General features: G+C 57.0%; 12 protein-coding genes. 7 read left to right on the top strand and 5 right to left on the bottom strand.

The window, feature by feature from the left end; genetic code table 11:
* Positions 1–136: 136 nt before the first annotated feature.
* Positions 137–901 (bottom strand): IS21-like element helper ATPase IstB, encoded by a 765-nt coding sequence (gene istB / locus AMM33_RS18000; RefSeq protein ID WP_090142655.1) that lies wholly within the window; start codon positions 899–901, stop codon positions 137–139.
* Positions 898–2,565 carry an IS21 family transposase gene (gene istA / locus AMM33_RS17995; protein ID WP_228768222.1) on the bottom strand — a complete coding sequence of 556 codons (1,668 nt, stop codon included), beginning with the start codon at positions 2,563–2,565 and terminating at the stop codon, positions 898–900. The genes istB and istA overlap by 4 nt, the downstream gene beginning before the upstream one ends.
* A 130-nt stretch (positions 2,566–2,695) precedes the next feature.
* On the opposite strand from istA, the gene AMM33_RS17990 reads away from it, so the two are divergent.
* Positions 2,696–2,857 carry a hypothetical protein gene (locus AMM33_RS17990; RefSeq protein WP_194945547.1) on the top strand — a complete coding sequence of 54 codons (162 nt, stop codon included), beginning with the start codon at positions 2,696–2,698 and terminating at the stop codon, positions 2,855–2,857.
* Positions 2,858–3,486: 629 nt separating this feature from the next.
* Here AMM33_RS17990 and AMM33_RS17985 read toward each other — a convergent pair.
* Positions 3,487–3,996 carry a helix-turn-helix domain-containing protein gene (locus AMM33_RS17985; protein ID WP_228768221.1) on the bottom strand — a complete coding sequence of 170 codons (510 nt, stop codon included), beginning with the start codon at positions 3,994–3,996 and terminating at the stop codon, positions 3,487–3,489.
* 311 nt (positions 3,997–4,307) lie between these two features.
* Here AMM33_RS17985 and AMM33_RS17980 point away from each other — a divergent pair, with 311 nt between their 5' ends.
* The 5 genes from AMM33_RS17980 to AMM33_RS17960 are packed head-to-tail and all read left to right on the top strand — an operon-like array spanning position 4,308 to position 14,107.
* Complete coding sequence (locus AMM33_RS17980; protein ID WP_090142653.1) at positions 4,308–4,505, top strand: type II toxin-antitoxin system antitoxin; 198 nt, start codon at positions 4,308–4,310, stop codon at positions 4,503–4,505.
* Positions 4,502–7,603: an anti-phage-associated DUF499 domain-containing protein gene (locus AMM33_RS17975; RefSeq protein WP_090142652.1), complete on the top strand. Its 3,102-nt coding sequence runs from the start codon at positions 4,502–4,504 to the stop codon at positions 7,601–7,603. The genes AMM33_RS17980 and AMM33_RS17975 overlap by 4 nt, the downstream gene beginning before the upstream one ends.
* An 18-nt stretch (positions 7,604–7,621) precedes the next feature.
* The gene (locus tag AMM33_RS17970) at positions 7,622–8,203 is read left to right on the top strand and encodes an anti-phage-associated DUF3780 domain-containing protein (protein WP_090142651.1); all 582 of its coding nucleotides are present in this window, start codon (positions 7,622–7,624) and stop codon (positions 8,201–8,203) included.
* A 44-nt stretch (positions 8,204–8,247) separates the two neighbouring features.
* Positions 8,248–11,370, top strand: coding sequence for an anti-phage-associated DUF1156 domain-containing protein (locus tag AMM33_RS17965; RefSeq protein WP_090142650.1), 3,123 nt, complete (start codon positions 8,248–8,250; stop codon positions 11,368–11,370).
* A 4-nt stretch (positions 11,371–11,374) separates the two neighbouring features.
* Positions 11,375–14,107 carry a phospholipase D-like domain-containing anti-phage protein gene (locus AMM33_RS17960; protein ID WP_090142649.1) on the top strand — a complete coding sequence of 911 codons (2,733 nt, stop codon included), beginning with the start codon at positions 11,375–11,377 and terminating at the stop codon, positions 14,105–14,107.
* A gap of 268 nt (positions 14,108–14,375) precedes the next feature.
* On the opposite strand, the gene AMM33_RS17955 is transcribed toward AMM33_RS17960, so the two are convergent.
* Both AMM33_RS17955 and AMM33_RS17950 read right to left on the bottom strand, forming a co-directional pair.
* Entirely contained in the window at positions 14,376–15,488 is a 1,113-nt protein-coding gene (locus tag AMM33_RS17955; protein WP_090142648.1) for an XRE family transcriptional regulator, read from the bottom strand.
* Complete coding sequence (locus AMM33_RS17950; protein ID WP_090142647.1) at positions 15,485–16,126, bottom strand: hypothetical protein; 642 nt, start codon at positions 16,124–16,126, stop codon at positions 15,485–15,487. The genes AMM33_RS17955 and AMM33_RS17950 overlap by 4 nt, the downstream gene beginning before the upstream one ends.
* A 403-nt stretch (positions 16,127–16,529) precedes the next feature.
* Between AMM33_RS17950 and AMM33_RS17945 the strand changes: the two genes are divergently transcribed.
* Complete coding sequence (locus AMM33_RS17945) at positions 16,530–17,129, top strand: thermonuclease family protein (protein ID WP_090142646.1); 600 nt, start codon at positions 16,530–16,532, stop codon at positions 17,127–17,129.
* Positions 17,130–17,661: the final 532 nt, after the last annotated feature.

Here is a 17,661-nt window from a genome sequence, read left to right as displayed (position 1 = left end):
TTTCCGAGCTCACCGGTGGTGCCATCTATGTTTCAGACAATGGAAAAAGAACGATAACGGCCTTTAAATCCCTGATGGCCAGTCCAAATTCCCCCACCCGTGGCCACCCCAAATTCCCCCAGGCAGCGCAGTCAGATTATGACGTTTCAGGCAGGATGGCCAAGCGAGCAGCCGCCTCCTTGAGCCTGTAGCTCTTGCCCTCAAACTCCAACATCACGCAGCGGTGCATCAGCCTGTCCAAAATCGTGCTGGCCATCGTTGCATCCCCCAGATACTTGCCCCAGTCCTGCACCACCCGGTTCGATGTCACCACCAGGGCGCGGCGCAGCTTGTAGCGCTGGTGCACGATGGCCTGCAATGCCTCTGCTGCCTCCGCCGTGATCCGCCTGGCCAGAAACAAATCGTCCACGATCAGCAAATCCGGCTTGACCCACTCCCGCAGCAAATTCGCCCTGTCCTGGCTGCCCGCCAGCGCATACCGCGCAAACTCGGTGTCCGCCTCCAAATACCGCACGTCATAGCCTTGCAGCGTGGCCTGGTACGCCAGCGCCTTGGCCACATGGCTCTTGCCTGTACCCGGTTTGCCCACAATCAGTGCATTGGCCCCTTGGGTGATGAACTTCAAGGTGTGCAATTCAAAGCATGCAGCGCGGGGTATCTTGGGGTTAAAGCGCCAGTCCAAATCCGCCAATGAGACCTTCTCATCGAGCCCTGAGCGCTTGTAGCGGCGCTCCATCAGGACGGAGCTGCGCCGCTCCAACTCGTCTTGCAGCAAGGCAGCAAATGTCTCCAAAAACGGCTCCTGGCTGGCCTGGGCCTGCATCGCCCGGGTGGAAAGGGTTTGCTGCATGCCCGACAGGCGCAACTGACGCAAAGCGTTGTCGATCTCGGTCATGTTCATGCCTGGCCTCCTGCTTTCTCATCCATGGCCTTGGCCACCACAGCGCTGGCAACCAGGGCTGCGTGGGTGAACAAATCTGCATACTCGTCGGTCTGGCGGATCAGCTCGTGCTGTTGAACCAAAGTGCCTTCAAGGGCCATGGTGTCGGCGTGCACTGAGCTGGCCATGTTGGATTCCTCGTCCATGGCCGCCATGGCATCGGCAAACAAGCGCTCGGCCAAGGCCTTGACTTGTTTGTAGCTGTAGACCCCTTGCGCCAAGGCTTGGGCACAGGCGCCGTCAATGCAGACAGCCGGGTAGCGTTTGGTCAATCCCACGATGCCCCACAGCTTTCTTTGGCCCACCCGACCTTCGGCTGCAAACATCAGCTCACACAGGCGGCTGGCGTGCTCGCCAATTTCTTTGGCCTGGCCAAGGATCAACCGCGTCTCGCGTGATGGGTTGAACACCCGCTCATCCGCAGGCAGCACCACCGAGCCTGGCCGCTCGGCTTTGGCATGTGTGCGCAGCAAAGCGCCTTGCACATCCCGGATCTCGATGCGCCGCTCAAAGATGCGCACCAGCACTTTGGAGCCGATGGCCGCAGGGCGTGCGGCGTAGCTGCTGTGATCGACCCGCACGCAGCTGTCGTCGCACACGGTGCGCACGCCTTGCGTGAAGTACTGCATGCCCAGCAGGGGTAAGGGCTTGAGGTGCGCACGTTCGGCCTCGAACATGGCCTGCACCTGTTGGCGCTCGCTGCCGTGAATGCGCTTGGCGGCCCAACTCGTTTCCCAATGCTCCAAGTGCTCGTTCTGGGCCTCGATCGATTCAAAGCGTCTGCCCTTCAAGGCGGTGGCTTGGGTGTGGCCGATGGCGTGCTCCACCGTGCCCTTGCGGTTGGGGTCGCGCACGCGGGCGGGGTCGGCCACCACGCCATAGTGCTCGAGCATGGCTGCATACACCGGGTTGAGTTCAGGCTCGTACAAATCGGGCCTCTGCACACCCTCTTTGAGGTTGTCCAGCACCACGTACTGGGGGCAGCCGCCAAAGTAGCGAAATGCCTGCTCGTACAGCTGGGCCCACACTTGTTGGCTGGACTTCCAGACCACGCGGCGGAAACTGCGCCGGGAGTGGCGCAGTGTGGCGACGAACAGGCGCGGCTTCTTGTAGCGATCGGTGCCGGGCACCAAGGTCGGTGCGCCTTCGCCGTAATCGACTTGCATCTCCTCGCCGGGCAAAAAGGACAGGCGATCAAACTGCTCGGGCTCTTTGTGGCGCAAAGCGCGCACAAAGCGCTTGACGCTGTTGTAGGCCCCGGTAAAGCCGTGGGCATCGACCAGGTCTTGGAAGATGGCGGTGGCGTTGCGGCGAAGGCGCAATTGGGCCTCAATGAAGACGCGGTGGACTTCGCACAGGCTGGAGGAAGTGGAAACGAGAGCCGGTGGCCAGGGTGGGGGAATTTGAGGGGTCACGGTCTCAGAGCCGGTGGCCACCTCGGGGGAGTTTGAAGGATCAAGCAGCCAGCGGGTGTGGTAGCTGCGAATGGTTTTGCGGTCGATGCCGGTGATGCGGGCAATCTCGCGCTGGGGCGTGTTGCGCTGCAGCAGTGTGATCACCGTGGCGCGTTGGTTGGGTTTCAAGACATTCACTCCTTGGCCTTCCTTCGAGGAAGGCCAGAACATGCGTCCTGCCAACAGGTGCCGACGGTGTCGGCGTTGAGACCCTGTCCCCGATCAATTCAGGTGGGGGAGTTTGAGGTGGCCATAAGTGGGGGAATTTGGGTGGCCATCAGGGTCTGGTGAATACAGAAAGTTGAGCACTGAAGAAAAGTCAGAGCTGGAGATTGTGTTGGTCGTGGAAAAGGAGGACGGGCCGATACAGAAGATGAGCGTGGAGGAATTTGATAAGAGCGATGAAATCAGTGAAAAGAGCAAAGCCAGGCTAAAGAGGCTATTTGAGAAAGTAGGGCTGTGATTGAGGTAGTCCACGCCCTCGACTATTACGGCAACGCTGGGGCGCAAGAACTGTCCCACGCATTTAAGAGAGGTAGCGTTGTGGCCATAAAGGAAATCGCGCTGGTCAACTACTGTTTGGTGCCGAGTCACTGGCGCGCGCTGTGAACGCGTCATTCCGCGTGGTTGCCGACCAGATGTGACCCTCGACTGGCCGCCTTAGTCGAGGAAGTCCGAGCCAAGCGGCCTCGCCGTTGCCGAAAGCCCTTTGCCTCGGCCTCAGCCCACTAGCGCAGTTGCCAACGGCGGTTGCCTTCCGCTTCTTCCTCACGGGCTTCCAGCTGTACGGTGATAACTACCTTTTGTGGTTCTCGAGAATGTCGACATGATGATCACTGCTGCGGACTTTGGCCTGACATGTCGATAGTAATCCTCTGAGAGCAATAGCCGATAAACCGTGGGCGCCGCTTGGCGTGACCATGCGTCATTTTCGGCCTAAGGGCGGGTCTCGGATGGGCACGTTCGCTCTGTCCGCTTGGCGCGAACTCATTACGACCTGGTTTTCCGTATGCATTTACAGACCCTTCAGGGCGAAAAATCGGCGTCGCCATTAAGGCGATGGAAATCATGTGTTTTCCGTCACTGTGTGCTTCAAAAACCGTTCGATGTAATGGGTTGGTAGTTCAGTTGTGACTGGCGAAACTCAGCATCGAGCGCAAACTGAAACACGGGAGCCAAGCTGACTGTGTTGTTCAACTGATAGAGGGGGCCATTGAGTACCGAAGCGTAGCCCCAACGGTTCGTTCCCCCACTTCGACAGCCTGCGGATGCCCAGTATTGCTGCGCCTGGCGCAGCAGGTCATCTTCCGCGATGTCAAATTCCGTGGAAATAATTGCCCAGCCATTCTGGTTCAGCAGGGTTGAATACAGCTCTGCGGTAGTCATCACATTGGATGCTCTGACCGCCATCCCATTGCAGACCCGAATGAAAGTTTCAAACTGAAGTGGACTTTTGCCAGCTTCAATTTTGGTCCATGCGCTTGGCGTCTTTCCCATCCAGTCGGCGACCTGCGCTTGATGGACGCCTTTCTCGACACGTAATTCACGCAAAAGAATGATGCAAATGTTGGTGACGCTTGTGATTTTTGACTCGTCGTTCATGATGACTTCGGTTGTTTAAGGTGGCGATCATAGCATTTTTTGAATGTTCATATTCTCATAAGGAACATAAGAATTCCCTTTGCGACATTAAAGTCTGTGCGTCAAATACTGACCCTGAATGATTCCTCGGCTTAGAGTGCTTTAAATTCCGTTTTCTACAGCGACCCCATACATCGAAAGCCATTTGGACGACTTTAATCACATCCCCACTTTCTGAAACAACCTCTTCAGCCCGTCTTTGGAAACAGCTCTAGCGTTTAAACGAGTGCCGCTATACACTGTTATGACATTGTTTTACTACCCTCTCGTACATGGCCGACGTCAAAACCGAACAACTGGGTCTGCGGATAACGCCCTCAGCCAAGGCGCTGCTGCGCGAAGCCGCTGCCAAAGAACACCGCTCGGCCTCGAACATGGTTGAACACCTCATTCTTGAGTACTGCGAGAAGAACAACATCGCCATTGGCGTCAACAACCTCACCACCGAAACAGGGAAGACCACCTCGTGAAAACCGTCAAGCAGGCCTGCCAACTGGCCCCTAATGCGCTGTCAATTGACGTCAGCGACCAAATCGAACAGCTTGACCAGCTGATTCAAGACGAAGGCAACGGCGAGACCTTCTACAGCAAGACCTTTATCACCGCAGGTATGCGGGACCTGCTGCGCGGGACCATCGAGCGGTTGGCCGGCAAGTCGTCCAACGCTGTCTTTCACCTCAAGCAAGCCATGGGCGGCGGTAAGACCCACTTGATTGTGGGCACTGGCCTGGCAGCCAAGCACAAGGACCTGCGTCAAAAGTATTGCGCTGATGTGGCTCACATCGACGCCTTTTCGGACGCCCGCGTGGTGGCGTTCAACGGCCGCAACAGCCCTCAACATTACCTGTGGGGTGAAATCGCTCACCAGCTGGGCCTGGGCGAAGCGTTCAAGCGGTTCTGGGTTTCTGGCCCTGAGGCGCCCGACGAAGTTGACTGGACCAACCTGCTCAAGTCTGACAAGCCCACGCTCATCCTCCTGGACGAACTGCCGCCATACTTTCAGTACTTGGGCACGCGCGCCACGGGCACCGGCACTGTCGCTGACATTGCCACCCGAGCCTTTGCCAACATGCTCAGCGCTGCGGGCAAGCTCTCGAACGTCTGCGTGGTGGTCTCTGACCTGGATGCCTCGTACGCCCAAGGTGGCGCTCTGATTGAGCGCGCGCTGCTTGATGCCCGCAAAGAGCTGGGCCGCCAAGAGAAGGCCATCACCCCAGTGGACCTGGCAGGTAACGAGGTCTACGACATTCTGCGCAAGCGGCTGTTCATCAAGCTGCCCGATGTGGCAGAAATCCAGGACCTGGCGGCTCGCTATGGCCAAGCATTGGAAGAGGCCACTAAGTCGAAGGTGGTTGCTCGTGGCGCTGAAGCGCTGGCCGATGAAATCGTCCACACCTATCCGTTCCACCCTCGCCTGAAAGACCTGGTCGCCCTCTTCAAGGAAAACGAGCAGTTCAAGCAGACCCGTGGTCTGATGGAGCTGATGTCTCGACTGCTGAAGTCGGTCTGGGAGCGCGAGGCCGACGATGTCTATCTAATTGGCGCACAGCACTTCGACCTGAGCATCACCGATGTCCGTAGCAAGCTGGCTGACATCTCTGGCATGAACGACGTCATCTCCAAAGACCTGTGGGACGTCAACTTCTCGGCTCACGCTCAGAGCATTGACGCATCCAACGGCAACAAGAACGCCACCGAAGTGGCCAACTTGTTGTTCACGGCCAGCCTGTCCACAGCGGTAAATGCCGTCAAGGGACTAAGCCGTGAAGAAGTGCTCGAGTGCGTGGTCACGCCGATGCAGTCTGTGGTGGAGTACAACGCGGCAATTGAGAGCATGCTCTCCGAGTGCTGGTACCTGCACCAAAACCAGGACGCGAAGCTGTACTTCGACCGTCAGGAAAACCTGACCAAAATGCTGCAGGGCATTGCAGCCACAGCGCCTGAGGCTCAGATTGACGAGCTCATCAAGGCCCGACTGAAAGAGATGTTTGTTGCCACGCGCAAGACTGCCTACAGTCAGGTCATTGCGCTGCCGAAGCTTAACGAAGTCATCGCTGAGGTCAAGCGCAACCGCGTGCTGCTCATCATCGACCCAGCTACCAAAATGCCTCCCGAGCAGCTGGACGCGTTTTTCGCAGAGCTGCCTGAGAAGAACAATCTCCTTGTGCTGACTGGCGACAAGACTCAGATGGCCAGCATCGAGCAGGCTGCCCGCAAGAGCTATGCGACGCTCAAGGCTGAGGTCAAGATTCCGAAGTCCCATGCTCAGTACGAAGAGTTTTTGGGTAAGAAGGAGTCAGCTGCGCACGACTTCTACAGCACCATCCTCGGCGTGTTCGACAAGGTTATCTACCCGGCTCAGGTTGGCGACAAGGCGCCTGAGCTCAAGGTCAAGCCGCTGGACAGCAAACGCGACAACAGCAAGCCTTTCGATGGCGAAGAGCAAATCGAAAAAACGCTGACGGCCCACCCGAGAAAGCTGTTCTTGGACGTTGACGCTGACTTTGATGCGCTGCGCGACTACGCAGAGACCAACCTGTGGAACGAGGGCTCCGTTTCGATTGACTGGGCGACCGCTGTCGCTCGGGAAAAGCAGCGGGCCAAGATGCCCTGGATGCCGCCGAAAGGCCTGGACATGCTTAAATCCTTCGCCGTTCAGCGTGGGGTCTGGGAAGACCTGGGCAACGGCCACGTCTCGCACACGCCTGCCAAAAAGAAGACTTCTGTTCAAGTTGTCGCCGACACCACACCGAACGACAACGGCGAGGTAGTACTGCGCGTCAACGCGCTCAACGCGGGCCCCAGCGCTCGTATCCACTACGTCGAAGACGGTGTGGTCAGCACCTCCAGCCCGGCCCTAAAGGACGACACCTTGCGTTCCAAGGCCTACCGCGTCCAGTTCTTGGCAGTGGACCCAAATGGACAGTTCGATACCGGTGACGTTTTCACCTGGACCAACAAACTTTCCGTTCGAGCCAAGCTGGACAACGGCACTCGCCGGTTGGAGCTGATGGTGGCCCCTGCGGCCAGTCTGAAATACACCCTAGACGGCTCGGAGCCGCGCAATGGCATCGACTACACCGGCCCAATAGATCTTGATGACAAGGCTGCCCGGGTTCTCGTGTTTGCTGAAGGGGGTGGTCTTGAAGCCAAAGAGCGATTTGAGTACGCCGGTGCCCGAAAAGGAGGCGACGGTGGCGGTGGTGGTGGCAAGCGTGAAGTGGTCGTTGACCGCAGCAAGCCAGCACGCCTGACCCGCATGGTTAATCTGGGCTCACGTCAGGATGCCTACCAAGTTGTCGCTTTGCTCAAAGACCGTCACGCGACGGTGGAGAAGGTGGCTGCTGTCGTAGGCAGCACACCTGCGGTAGTGCAGTTCTTTATGGGCGACACCCCTGCTGACGGTGCCTACCTGGAGAGCGTGCTCAACCAGATTGGCGCGTGCCTGCCTGCTGACGCACCTATCAGCTTGAAGATTCACCGCTTCCAGTTCCAGACCGGTCAAGACCTGCTGGACTTGGCTGCCAAGGTGGGCTTTGAGCTCAACGAAAACGACTTTTCTCAGTAACCCTCTCAACACCCCTACATGAGCCAAACCAAAAACGTGAAGCCCGCCGACTTGGTCGAGGGCTTTGGAGCAGCAGCCTTTGGCGCGCATATCTTCCGAGTGGAGATTCCTGCGGCCGCCAAAGGTGACGTCACCATCATTGAGGACTACGGCCTCAAGGGTGGCGATAACGGCGTGCCCCCGAGGGAGACGCGCTTGGTGCTACCTCGACGGTTTTGGTCTGCCATCGCTGAGACGGCTCGAAAGGACTTTTCCACTAGGCTCAAGGCCAGGAAGATGGCCACCCCGCGTTGGACCACTGGCGACAACAAGGTGGACCGCATGTTGGGCAAGGAGCTCTGCGTGCTGGCCTGGGCGGCTGAGCATGCCAACAGCGTGGATGAGTGCAAAGCCATTGCAGCCAAGTGGGCCGCCTTGAAGCCTGAAGAGCGTTGGTGGCTGTTCAGCCAAACCGCGGCTGAGGCAGGCCTCGCTGAGGACAAGGACGCTGGTTGGCGTAAAGCCCTGTACCACGCGCTGTCCAGTGGCAAGGCTGAGAACAAGAAAGCCCGGTCGATTCGCCCCGCAGACGATGCACCGACGACTCTCCAACTGTTTTGAGCCTGCTACCCACGCAGGCTTTTTCAACTAAACGACCCGAAAAAATGACTTCTTCCGCTGTCACGACCATTCCGAAAGTTGACTACACCACAACCCCTCACCCGTCGGGTGTTCAAGCGTTGAGCTTGAAGGACGCTCCTGCACTGATAGAGAGCCTACTGCCGGTTCAGAAGCTTTCCATCGATGTCTTCAAGGAGCGTATGGCCGGCTCCGGCCAGACTCTGACCGCGTTGGGCAGCTACTGGAAGGGACGCAAGCCCTTGGTTCTCAACCGCGCCTGTGTGCTGGCAGCTCTTCTGCCCGCAACAGACGACCCGATGGCAGACCTGGAGGTCTTTGAGCTGTTGATGGGCATGGATGATGTTTCCATGAGCAAACGTTTGGGGTTGATCAAACCTGCCGACATCGTCAGAACCGCCAAAATTGAAGATATCCGCGCTTACTTTATGGTTGACCCCCCAGAGTGCGTCCTGCCCAAGAGCGCTCCTTTTGACCTCAAAGACTACCCCTACGTCCAAAAAGGCAAAGAGCTGATTCCTCGGTTGAAGTGGCGCACCGATATTTCCGAGACTATGAAGCATGAAGTGTCGGCACTCACATTTGAGTACGACACGTACCATGACCTCGCTACCGATGCCAAAAGGGCCGAAGAGGTTGCAAACGAGATTTCGACCCACATTTGGGGCCGAGTCAATGAGCACTTGGGAACAAACGCATTTTCTTACCCAGAGCTGGTCGAACAGCTGGGGGTCATGCGGTTCGGTCATCGGCCCACGGTAGCGGATACCTTCTCCGGGTCAGGCCAGATTCCTTTTGCCGCAGCCCAACTGGGCTGCGATGTCTACGCCTCTGACTTGAACCCAGTGGCTTGCATGCTGACTTGGGGCGCATTCAACATCGTCGGAGCAAGCCCAGAACGTCGGCTTGAACTAGAAACAGAGCAAGCCGAACTTATAGCAGAGGTCAAGGCTGAAATTGACTCTTTAGGTATCGAGCAAGATGGTGAAGGTTGGCGCGGCAAGGCCTATCTGTACTGCCTAGAAGTGATTTGTCCGTCATCAGGCTGGAAGGTACCGGTCCTGCCGACACTTGTAATTAGCAAGGGAAAATCGGTCTGCGTAAAGCTTGTACCGGTTACCGCCCAAAAGCGCTACGACATTGAACTGGTATGTGACGCTACTGCAAAGGAGATGGCGGCTGCTGAAAATGGCACCTATAGAAAAGGTAATGTTGTTCATGTTGTAAACGGTGTCGAGCACGTCAACAGCATTGCCAGTATCCGTGGCGACTTCACCACCAAGGTCGATGAGAAGTCAGTGAAAAGAAACCGGCTACGACTGTGGGACAAGTCAGATATTGCTTTCAGGGGTGACGACATCTTCAATGAGCGGCTATATGCAATCCAGTGGATAAAGGAGCTTCCCGAGGGGGAGTCTGGAAGGGCAATTACCGAGTTCCGTTCCGTTACTCAGGCCGACTTAGACCGAGAAATGCGGGCTACGGAATTCGTGCGGTCCCACCTAGCTGAGTGGCAAGAGCAGGGATTAGTGCCTGACACACGCATAGAGACAGGTGATAAAACCGACGAGCCCATACGCACTCGCGGTTGGACGTATTGGCATCATCTTTTCAATGCGAGGCAGCTCATCGTATTGGCCCTAGTTAGAAAACGAGTTGTAAACCCAGCCTTGGCTGTTCTATTTGCGGGCATGCTTGATTATTCGAGCAAGTTGACCAGGTGGACCACCTCTGGAGTTAGAGTTGCAAAAGACGGCTCTGGTCGTCAGATTGGAGGAGCATCCAATGGTGCTTCCAACGTTTTCTATAACCAGGCGCTCAATACCTTTTACAACTATGGCTGTCGAGCATCGAGTGACTTGTTTGTGGTGTTCAATAAGTCTCTCAAAAGCGCCCCTATCCAAGGAAAGGGTGAAGCTAACGTACGGAATCACAGTTCAGGAGAACTGAAGGCTCCGTGCGACATTTTCGTCACGGACCCTCCTTACGGCGATGCCGTCAAGTACGAAGAAATTTTGGAGTTTTTCATCGGGTGGCTGCGCAAGAAGACACCTGCTGAATTTTCTCATTGGACGTGGGACTCCCGCCGTGAATTAGCTGTCAAGGGCGAAGACCACGACTTCCGCCTGAGTATGGTCGCCGCCTATAAGCGCATGGCGGAGTGCATGCCCGACAACGGCCTTCAGGTCCTGATGTTCACGCACCAGGACGGCAACATCTGGGCCGACATGGCCAACATCGTGTGGGCCAGCGGCTTGCGTGTCACAGCGGCGTGGTATCTCGTGACAGAGACAGACTCCGCGCTGCGTGAGGGCTCTTACGTGAAAGGCACCATCCTGTTGGTGCTGCGCAAACGCCTTGGTGCCAAGCGAACCAACCAGACCGACCTGGCCTATGAGCTGGAAGAGGAGGTTGCAGAGCAAATCAAGCGACTGACCGGCATGAACGACACGGTCGCGGCTGACAGCAAGCGTGCCAAGGATGGCAACCTGTTCGAGGACGCTGACCTGCAGATGGCCGGCTATGCCGCAGCGCTCAAGGTGCTGACCAAGTACAGCATCATTGACGGCAAAGACATGGCCCAAGAGGCATTACGCCCGCGCGTGTCCGGTCAGAAGACCCTGGTGGAGGGCTTGATTGATTTCGCCACCGACACTGCCAACAAGATGCTCGTTCCCTTGGGCTTGGACGAGTCTGTTTGGCATGACCTGGAGCCGGCCGAGCGCTTCTACTTGAAGATGTTGGAGCAGGAGTCCCACGGTCTGAACAAGCTGGACAACTACCAGAACTTCGCCAAGGCCTTCGCTGTGCGTGACTTCAGCGCCTTGATGGCTAGCGAAAACGCCAACAAGGCAGCTCTGAAGTCGGCCAAGGACTTTGGTCGGACAGAGATGAACCAGTCGTCGGAGCTGTACCAGACACCAATCCGGGCCGTGCTCTACGCGCTGATGGACCTGCAGGCGCAGAAGGACCTGGATGATGTGCTCAAAGGTCTGGAGCAAAACCTCAAGCCAGGAGCGTTTTACTCGTCACGCGACATGTTGGTCACCATTGCTCGGTTCATCAGCAAGAAGGTCGACACCATGCGTCCGGAAGAAGCCTCTGCCGCACGCGTGCTGGCCGACGGCATCGAAAACCAGAAGATGTAACGCCATGAGTGGCATCCAGCGGTTCAGCTCTCGTAGGCAGCGTTTGGACAAGGAGTTCCTGGCCAAGCGCCTGGAGGGGGCCGTATCCTACCGACGTATTGCAGGCTACTTCCGCAGCTCTATCTTCGAGCTGGTCGGGGAAGAAATCGGCGACATCCCGGACGTGCGCATTGTCTGCAACAGCGAACTGGACATCGCGGATATCCGGGTATCACAGGCCGCCCGCGAGGCGGCCCTCAAAGAGACCTGGAACGAGGTGTCGCCCGCGACCGAGGCCCTGCTGTACCGCGACAAGTACCGCAAGCTTTATGAGCTGCTGCGCAAGGGCAACGTACAGGTGCGCGTGGTGCCAAAAGACCGAGTCTTCTTGCACGGCAAGGCGGGTGTCATCGAGCGTGCCGATGGCAGCAAGACCAGCTTCATGGGCTCTATCAACGAGTCCAAGAGTGCCTTTGCTGACAACTACGAAATCCTGTGGGAAGACCCTTCCCCCGAGGCTGTAGCCTGGGTGGATGAGGAGTTCGAGGCACTGTGGGCTGACAGCTACCCATTGCCCGACGCCATCATCGAAGAGGTTGAGCGCGTGGCCAAGCGCCACGAGGTGCGTTTTGAAGAGCTCAAGCCAGAAGATGTGCCGGGCGCTGCCATGGTCGAGAGCCCGCTGTACCGGGCGGGTGAGATGCTGCAGCCCTGGCAACGGGCATTTGTTTCCATCTTCCTGCAGCATCGTGAGACTTACGGTAAGGTCCGGCTGCTGCTGGCCGACGAGGTCGGCGTCGGAAAAACGCTTTCTATGGCCGGCTCGGCCTTGGTCGCATCCCTCCTGGGTGATGGCAAGGTGCTCATCCTGTGCCCCTCGACTTTGACCTTCCAGTGGCAGACAGAACTCAAGGACCGCTTGGGTATACCCAGCGCGGTCTGGCTGTCCAACCGTAAATGCTGGCAGGACGAGCACGGCCACATCATCAAGAACACCCAGGGGGCAGCTGCCATCAAGAGGTGTCCAAGCGCCATTGCCATCGTCTCTCAGGGCCTCATCTTTCACAAGGCGGATGAGTGTGACGAGCTGCTGAGCCTTTACTACGGCACCGTGGTGCTGGACGAGGGCCACAAGGCCCGCGTAAGCCGTGGCATCAGCAAGAAGGAATACAAGCCAAACAACTTGCTGACCTTCATGACCAGGCTGGCCAAGCGCACCAAGCACATGGTGATTGGCACCGCCACCCCCATACAAACCGAGGTGGCTGAGCTATGGGATTTGCTGAACCTGCTCAATGAAGGCGCAGGCTTCGTCATGGGCCGAGAGTTCACCAGCAAATGGCGCAATTGCGATGATGCGCTACCCATCGTCAAGGGTGCAATCACCTTCTCCAATCCGGCCGACGTCTGGGAGCTGCTGAAGACACCGCTGCCGCCGAGCACTGAAAAAGATGAGCGTCTCAAGAGCCTGCGCATGACACTGGACTTGGCCGACGCGCATCACTTCAGTGACCTGAACTTCCACGACCTGGACTTTGCCTCTCAGATGACTCTGGAGGACATTGCCAGCGATAAGGACTTCTTCAAGAACAACAATCCCATCCTGCGCCACACCGTGCTGCGCCGTCGAGACGTGCTCGAGGACATGGGCCTGCTGGAGCGCGTAGAGGTCGATGTACACCCTGACCCTAAGGCACCCTTGGGCTCATACCCCGGCTTGACCTTGGATGGCATCGGTTTGATGACCAACCACCCATTCAATATGGCCTACCAAGCGGCAGAGGAGTTCACCGCACTGCTGAGCCAGCGCACCAAGGCTGCGGGTTTCATGAAGAACTTGTTGCTGCAGCGCATCTGTTCCAGTTTCGCTGCCGGACGCTCCACGGCCCAGATGATGCTTGACAAGCGAACTATCGAGGATGAGGAAGAGCTAGAAGGGTTGGAAAATGCCCTGGACTCGCTGACCGACAAGGAGGCTGATTGCCTGCGGCAAATCGTGGCTGAGCTCGGGCGGCAGGAGGCTAGAGACCCGAAGCTATCCGCGGTCAATTACTTCCTGGTCGAGCATCGCACAGGACCTGCCCCCGAAAACAAGACCTGGGCTGAGCACGGCTGCATCATCTTCAGCCAATACTTCGACACTGCCAAGTGGGTGGCGTCTGAGATTGCGAGGACTCACCCAGACCAGGTGGTGGCGGTATACGCTGGCGCCGGAAAAAGTGGTCTGTTCAGGGGGGAAGAGTTCTCGACGATTGAGCGCGAGTACATCAAGGGCGCGGTCAAGCGGCACGAAATTAAGATAGTGGTGGCCACCGACGCGGCTTGTGAGGGCTTGAACCTGCAGACCCTTGGCACCCTTATCAACGTCGACCTACCGTGGAACCCCAGCAAGCTCGAGCAGCGGCTGGGCCGTATCAAACGCTTTGGCCAAGCGCGACGCACGGTTGACATGCTGAACCTGGTCTATGCCGACACGCGCGACGAGAAGGTTTACAGCGTTCTGTCGAGCCGCCTCAAGGACAAGTTCGACATCTTTGGCTCATTGCCCGATACCCTGGACGATGAGTGGATTGAGGACCAGGAGCTGATGGATGAAGAGCTCGATAAGTACATCGAGCGCCGTCAGGCAGCCAAAAACGCCTTTGAAATTCGTTACCAGACCCGTGAAAGTGTGGACCCTGGGAAAGAACGGTGGGAGCTTTGTTCCAAGGTTTTGGCAAGGACAGAGCTTTTAGAACGGCTCAACGAGGGTTGGTAGGAGCGACAAGGGAAGCTCACGCCGTTCTCATTTACTTTCTTTCTGTTGTTTAATTTACCTTCAGGAAGTTTCTTATGTCGCTTTGACTCTCCGCCTTGTCGGCGGCCATCTTCGGAAACAAGACTATGTCGCCGACAGAACGCTAGGCGCCACGAGCATCCCCCAGCTCAAGGGGGTACTCAGTGAGGAAATCATGGCCAGCATCATTTATGCCCAACAAGCAGCCATGCCGAGTCTGGTCATCGTTGAGCCTAAGCACTTGCGCGGCCTATTCGCGCCCACCCTCGATCACTTGCAGCACTGGCCGTCGCGGGCGGCTCAGCGCCCGCGTGTCACCTACCAGTGCGGTCAGTGCTAAGCCGAATACCAGCTCATCCAGCTCATTGACGTGTACGGATAGTTGGGCGGCGATATCAGCGCGCGTCATGCCATCCTCCCTCAACGCAGCGAATACCTTTTGGAAGACCTGTGACGTCTCCCGCGGCGCGCTATTAGGCTCAGACTTTTGGTACCCACGTTGCGCCATCTCTATGCACAGCGATCGATAGTGCCAATCGTTGACCAGCTTGAGGTCTTTCAGCCTGTAGGCAAGCGCTGCGACAGATACCGTCCAGAACACCTTGTGTGTAATCAGTTGATCCACTGTGGCCATGACAGGCGCATTGGCCAGAACGCTTCCTTCCGGCATGAGGAACGCCGATGCAAACTCGTTGGCTTGGCGCTCAGCGTCCTTGACTTTAGGGCCAGCATGACGATGAAGGACTAAGTGCCCAAGTTCATGTGCAGCATCGAAGCGGCTGCGCTCACATGACTTCATCGTGTTGAGGAAAACGAAAGGCGTAGCGGCATGCCACATTGAATACGCGTCAACGTGGGCTGTGTCCAGAGAAAGCGAAAATACCCGGACGCCACGCGCTTCAAGCAGATACACCATGTTCTTGATTGGCAGTTCACCGAGACCCCAAATACGGCGCAGTGCGGCTGCCGCCGCCGCAGGACTGGCCTCGTGGCTGAGGTCTGGCAACTGCGCCGCAGGCAATTCGAACCTCTGCTCAATCCAGTCGTTCAGCATAAGTGCGACCGCACCAGCGCCGAGCGCTGCGTCCCGCTGACCGGCGGTCATCTTCGACATGGACCGGAAGCTTACAACGTCGGGTGTCACCTCCTGTACGTCCGAGCCGACAAAAAACTGCACCGGGAAATTCAGTTGCTCAGATAGAGCGAGAAGTCTTTCTTTTTCAGGCTTGTACTCTCCGCTCTCATAGGCAATAACCGTCCGTACATCCGCGCCGATGAGCTCTGCCAACTTCCTTTTTGTAAGCCCTCGACGTCTACGAGCAAGGCTTAAGCGGTTCGGGTTGAACTCTGCACCGTAGCTCATGCCTTCCGCCGAACCGCAACGTCGATGTCAGGTTGGACAGGAGGTGTGATCACCACTTGCTCCCCATCAAGCGGCTGGGTCCGCAAGATGATCCGCTCTTGCCAAACCGATACGCGGCCATCGCTAGCGACGTCCAGCGGCAACGACAGCTCTGCACGCAGCTCGTTCTTCGCATGGTGTGCCAGCAAGATCCACGTCGTCACCTTCTCGTCTTCGTCTTGAAGTGGCACAGGTAGCTCCATGCCCGGCAAGTAAAGCTGCAAACTCCGGTTGATCTCTATGGCCCCCGCGGTATTTGGTCCCTTTGATGAGGTCGTAGCGGGCTCAGCATGCGGATTACCTGTTGCTTCGTTGCCGGTTGAGACGATGATTGATATAGAGCCGTCGGGACTAACTGTCTTAGGCGAGTTCTGGTCGTTGAAGCGCTCCCAGCCCTCTGGCTTTAGCACATCACGCAGCGTACGAACGGCTTCGCTCCACGCCGCGATAGGCGGGAACAGCGGGGGGTGGTTATCGGTGCAGTTCGTCTTGGCCATGTAGCCAGCCATGACCGCGCGCCGCAACGCGGCTTCGGTCAAGCCCAACTGCTGCAGGCGTGAAAAAACCGAGGAGGGTTCGGCGTGGAGGATTGCCTTCATTGGAGATTCCGGAAGTTCAGCTTCATGAAATCTTACCACTGTTTTTATAGAAAAACAGGAAGTTAAACTTCGGCATTTATTGAAAACAATGTGGTTTTGAGCATCTGCTTCTTGCCATGCAGGAGCTCCATTCTCAAGCACGACCAGCCATAAGTGCTGGCACGCGGAACGCCTGCGATCAATGCAAAGTAGCGGTCAATTATTTAAAAAATCATCTCCCCCATCCAGCAGACGGGCCGCATCGAAGCAAAATCATCGAAATTTCAGCGCTCTAAAGCATGTCAACATGCCATTTTTGTATACAGATCCGATGCCATCATGCGGACGTTCCCGCCCTCCCCTCCCCGACCCATAACCATCAAATCGTGCGCATCGACTGCATGAATCAAAAGAGCATGAAGAAATGCAAAACGAGATACAAATAAACCTTGTCGCAACATCGCTCACACTTTTCGTCATGCTGGCGGCGTTGGTCATGGCCGGGTATTTCGCTTTGCGGCGTCGCGTGTTTTTAGCGGTGGTCAGCATTGGCTGCTTCCTGGTGCTGTTCAACCCGACGGCCGCGATGGCCGAGGAAATCTGCAAGCCGATTCGCTTTGCAGACGGCGACACCTTCAACTTCAAGCGGGGCGGTGAGCTGGTGCGCGTGCGACTAGCCGGGTTTGACGCGCCTGAAGTTGGCCAACCTTTCAGTCGGCGGGCGACTGATCATCTGCGCATGCTCACGCTGGGCGGCGCGCATTGCGACTGCTACAAATCTGACCGATATGGCCGCAGCGTGTGCATCGTGCGAACGCTCTCTGGTGCTAATGTCGCCCCCTTGATGCTTAAGGCCGGGTTCGGCTGCATTGATCCCAGGTTTGAACACGAGGCTGATCCGACTGACCGAGCGCAAGCCCGGGCGGCACTCGAAGACGCACAAACGCGTAAGGTCGGTATTTGGTCGGGGGTTGATACGCAGTGCGCTGCTGAGTTTCGAAAGGAGAAGCGAAGTGTCCAATGACGTGATTTGAACCATCTCCAGCGGGTCGGCATTCTCCCCATAAGTGGTCACCTTTGGTTATGGCTCGCCCCATATATGGTCACCTTGAGGTTTGCTTTCCCCATAAATGGCAACCTTTGGCTGGCTCGCCCCATAAATGGTCACCTTGAGGTTTGCTTTCCCCATAAATGGCAACCTTTGGCTGGCTCGCCCCATAAATGGTCACCTTGAGGTTTGCTCCCCCCATAAGTGGCAACCTTTGGATGGCTCGCCCCATAAATGGTCACCTTGAGGTTTGCTTTCCCCATAAATGGCAACCTTTGGCTGGCTCCCCCCATAAGTGGTCACCTTCAAGGCCGCCGCGCGCCGCTTGGGATGCGCAAACCCGTCGTTACTTTCCGTTTTGATTCTTAGCTTGCTGCATTTCCTTGATGGTCTGCAGTAACTGTGAATTTTGTGCGGTTGCTGCGTTTAGCTGATCGGTGAGCTGGGCGGCGCGGGTTTTGATTTCGTCGGCACGCACCTCGGCAACGGCCAAATCGCGCTCACGGTC

The organism is Limnohabitans sp. DM1, from assembly GCF_001269385.1.
Taxonomy (GTDB): Bacteria; Pseudomonadota; Gammaproteobacteria; order Burkholderiales; family Burkholderiaceae_C; genus Limnohabitans_A.
Note: the sequence above shows the minus strand (reverse complement) of the source record. Positions and strands in the feature narration are given on the sequence as shown.

Bases quoted from the DNA above. Each gene is read 5' to 3' on its own strand.
- istB (WP_090142655.1), bottom strand. From the start codon at position 901: ATGAACATGACCGAGATCGACAACGCTTTGCGTCAGTTGCGCCTGTCG.
- istA (WP_228768222.1), bottom strand. From the start codon at position 2,565: ATGTTCTGGCCTTCCTCGAAGGAAGGCCAAGGAGTGAATGTCTTGAAA.
- AMM33_RS17985 (WP_228768221.1), bottom strand. From the start codon at position 3,996: ATGAACGACGAGTCAAAAATCACAAGCGTCACCAACATTTGCATCATT.
- AMM33_RS17980 (WP_090142653.1), top strand. From the start codon at position 4,308: ATGGCCGACGTCAAAACCGAACAACTGGGTCTGCGGATAACGCCCTCA.
- AMM33_RS17970 (WP_090142651.1), top strand. From the start codon at position 7,622: ATGAGCCAAACCAAAAACGTGAAGCCCGCCGACTTGGTCGAGGGCTTT.
- AMM33_RS17965 (WP_090142650.1), top strand. From the start codon at position 8,248: ATGACTTCTTCCGCTGTCACGACCATTCCGAAAGTTGACTACACCACA.
- AMM33_RS17960 (WP_090142649.1), top strand. From the start codon at position 11,375: ATGAGTGGCATCCAGCGGTTCAGCTCTCGTAGGCAGCGTTTGGACAAG.
- AMM33_RS17955 (WP_090142648.1), bottom strand. From the start codon at position 15,488: ATGAGCTACGGTGCAGAGTTCAACCCGAACCGCTTAAGCCTTGCTCGT.
- AMM33_RS17950 (WP_090142647.1), bottom strand. From the start codon at position 16,126: ATGAAGGCAATCCTCCACGCCGAACCCTCCTCGGTTTTTTCACGCCTG.
- AMM33_RS17945 (WP_090142646.1), top strand. From the start codon at position 16,530: ATGCAAAACGAGATACAAATAAACCTTGTCGCAACATCGCTCACACTT.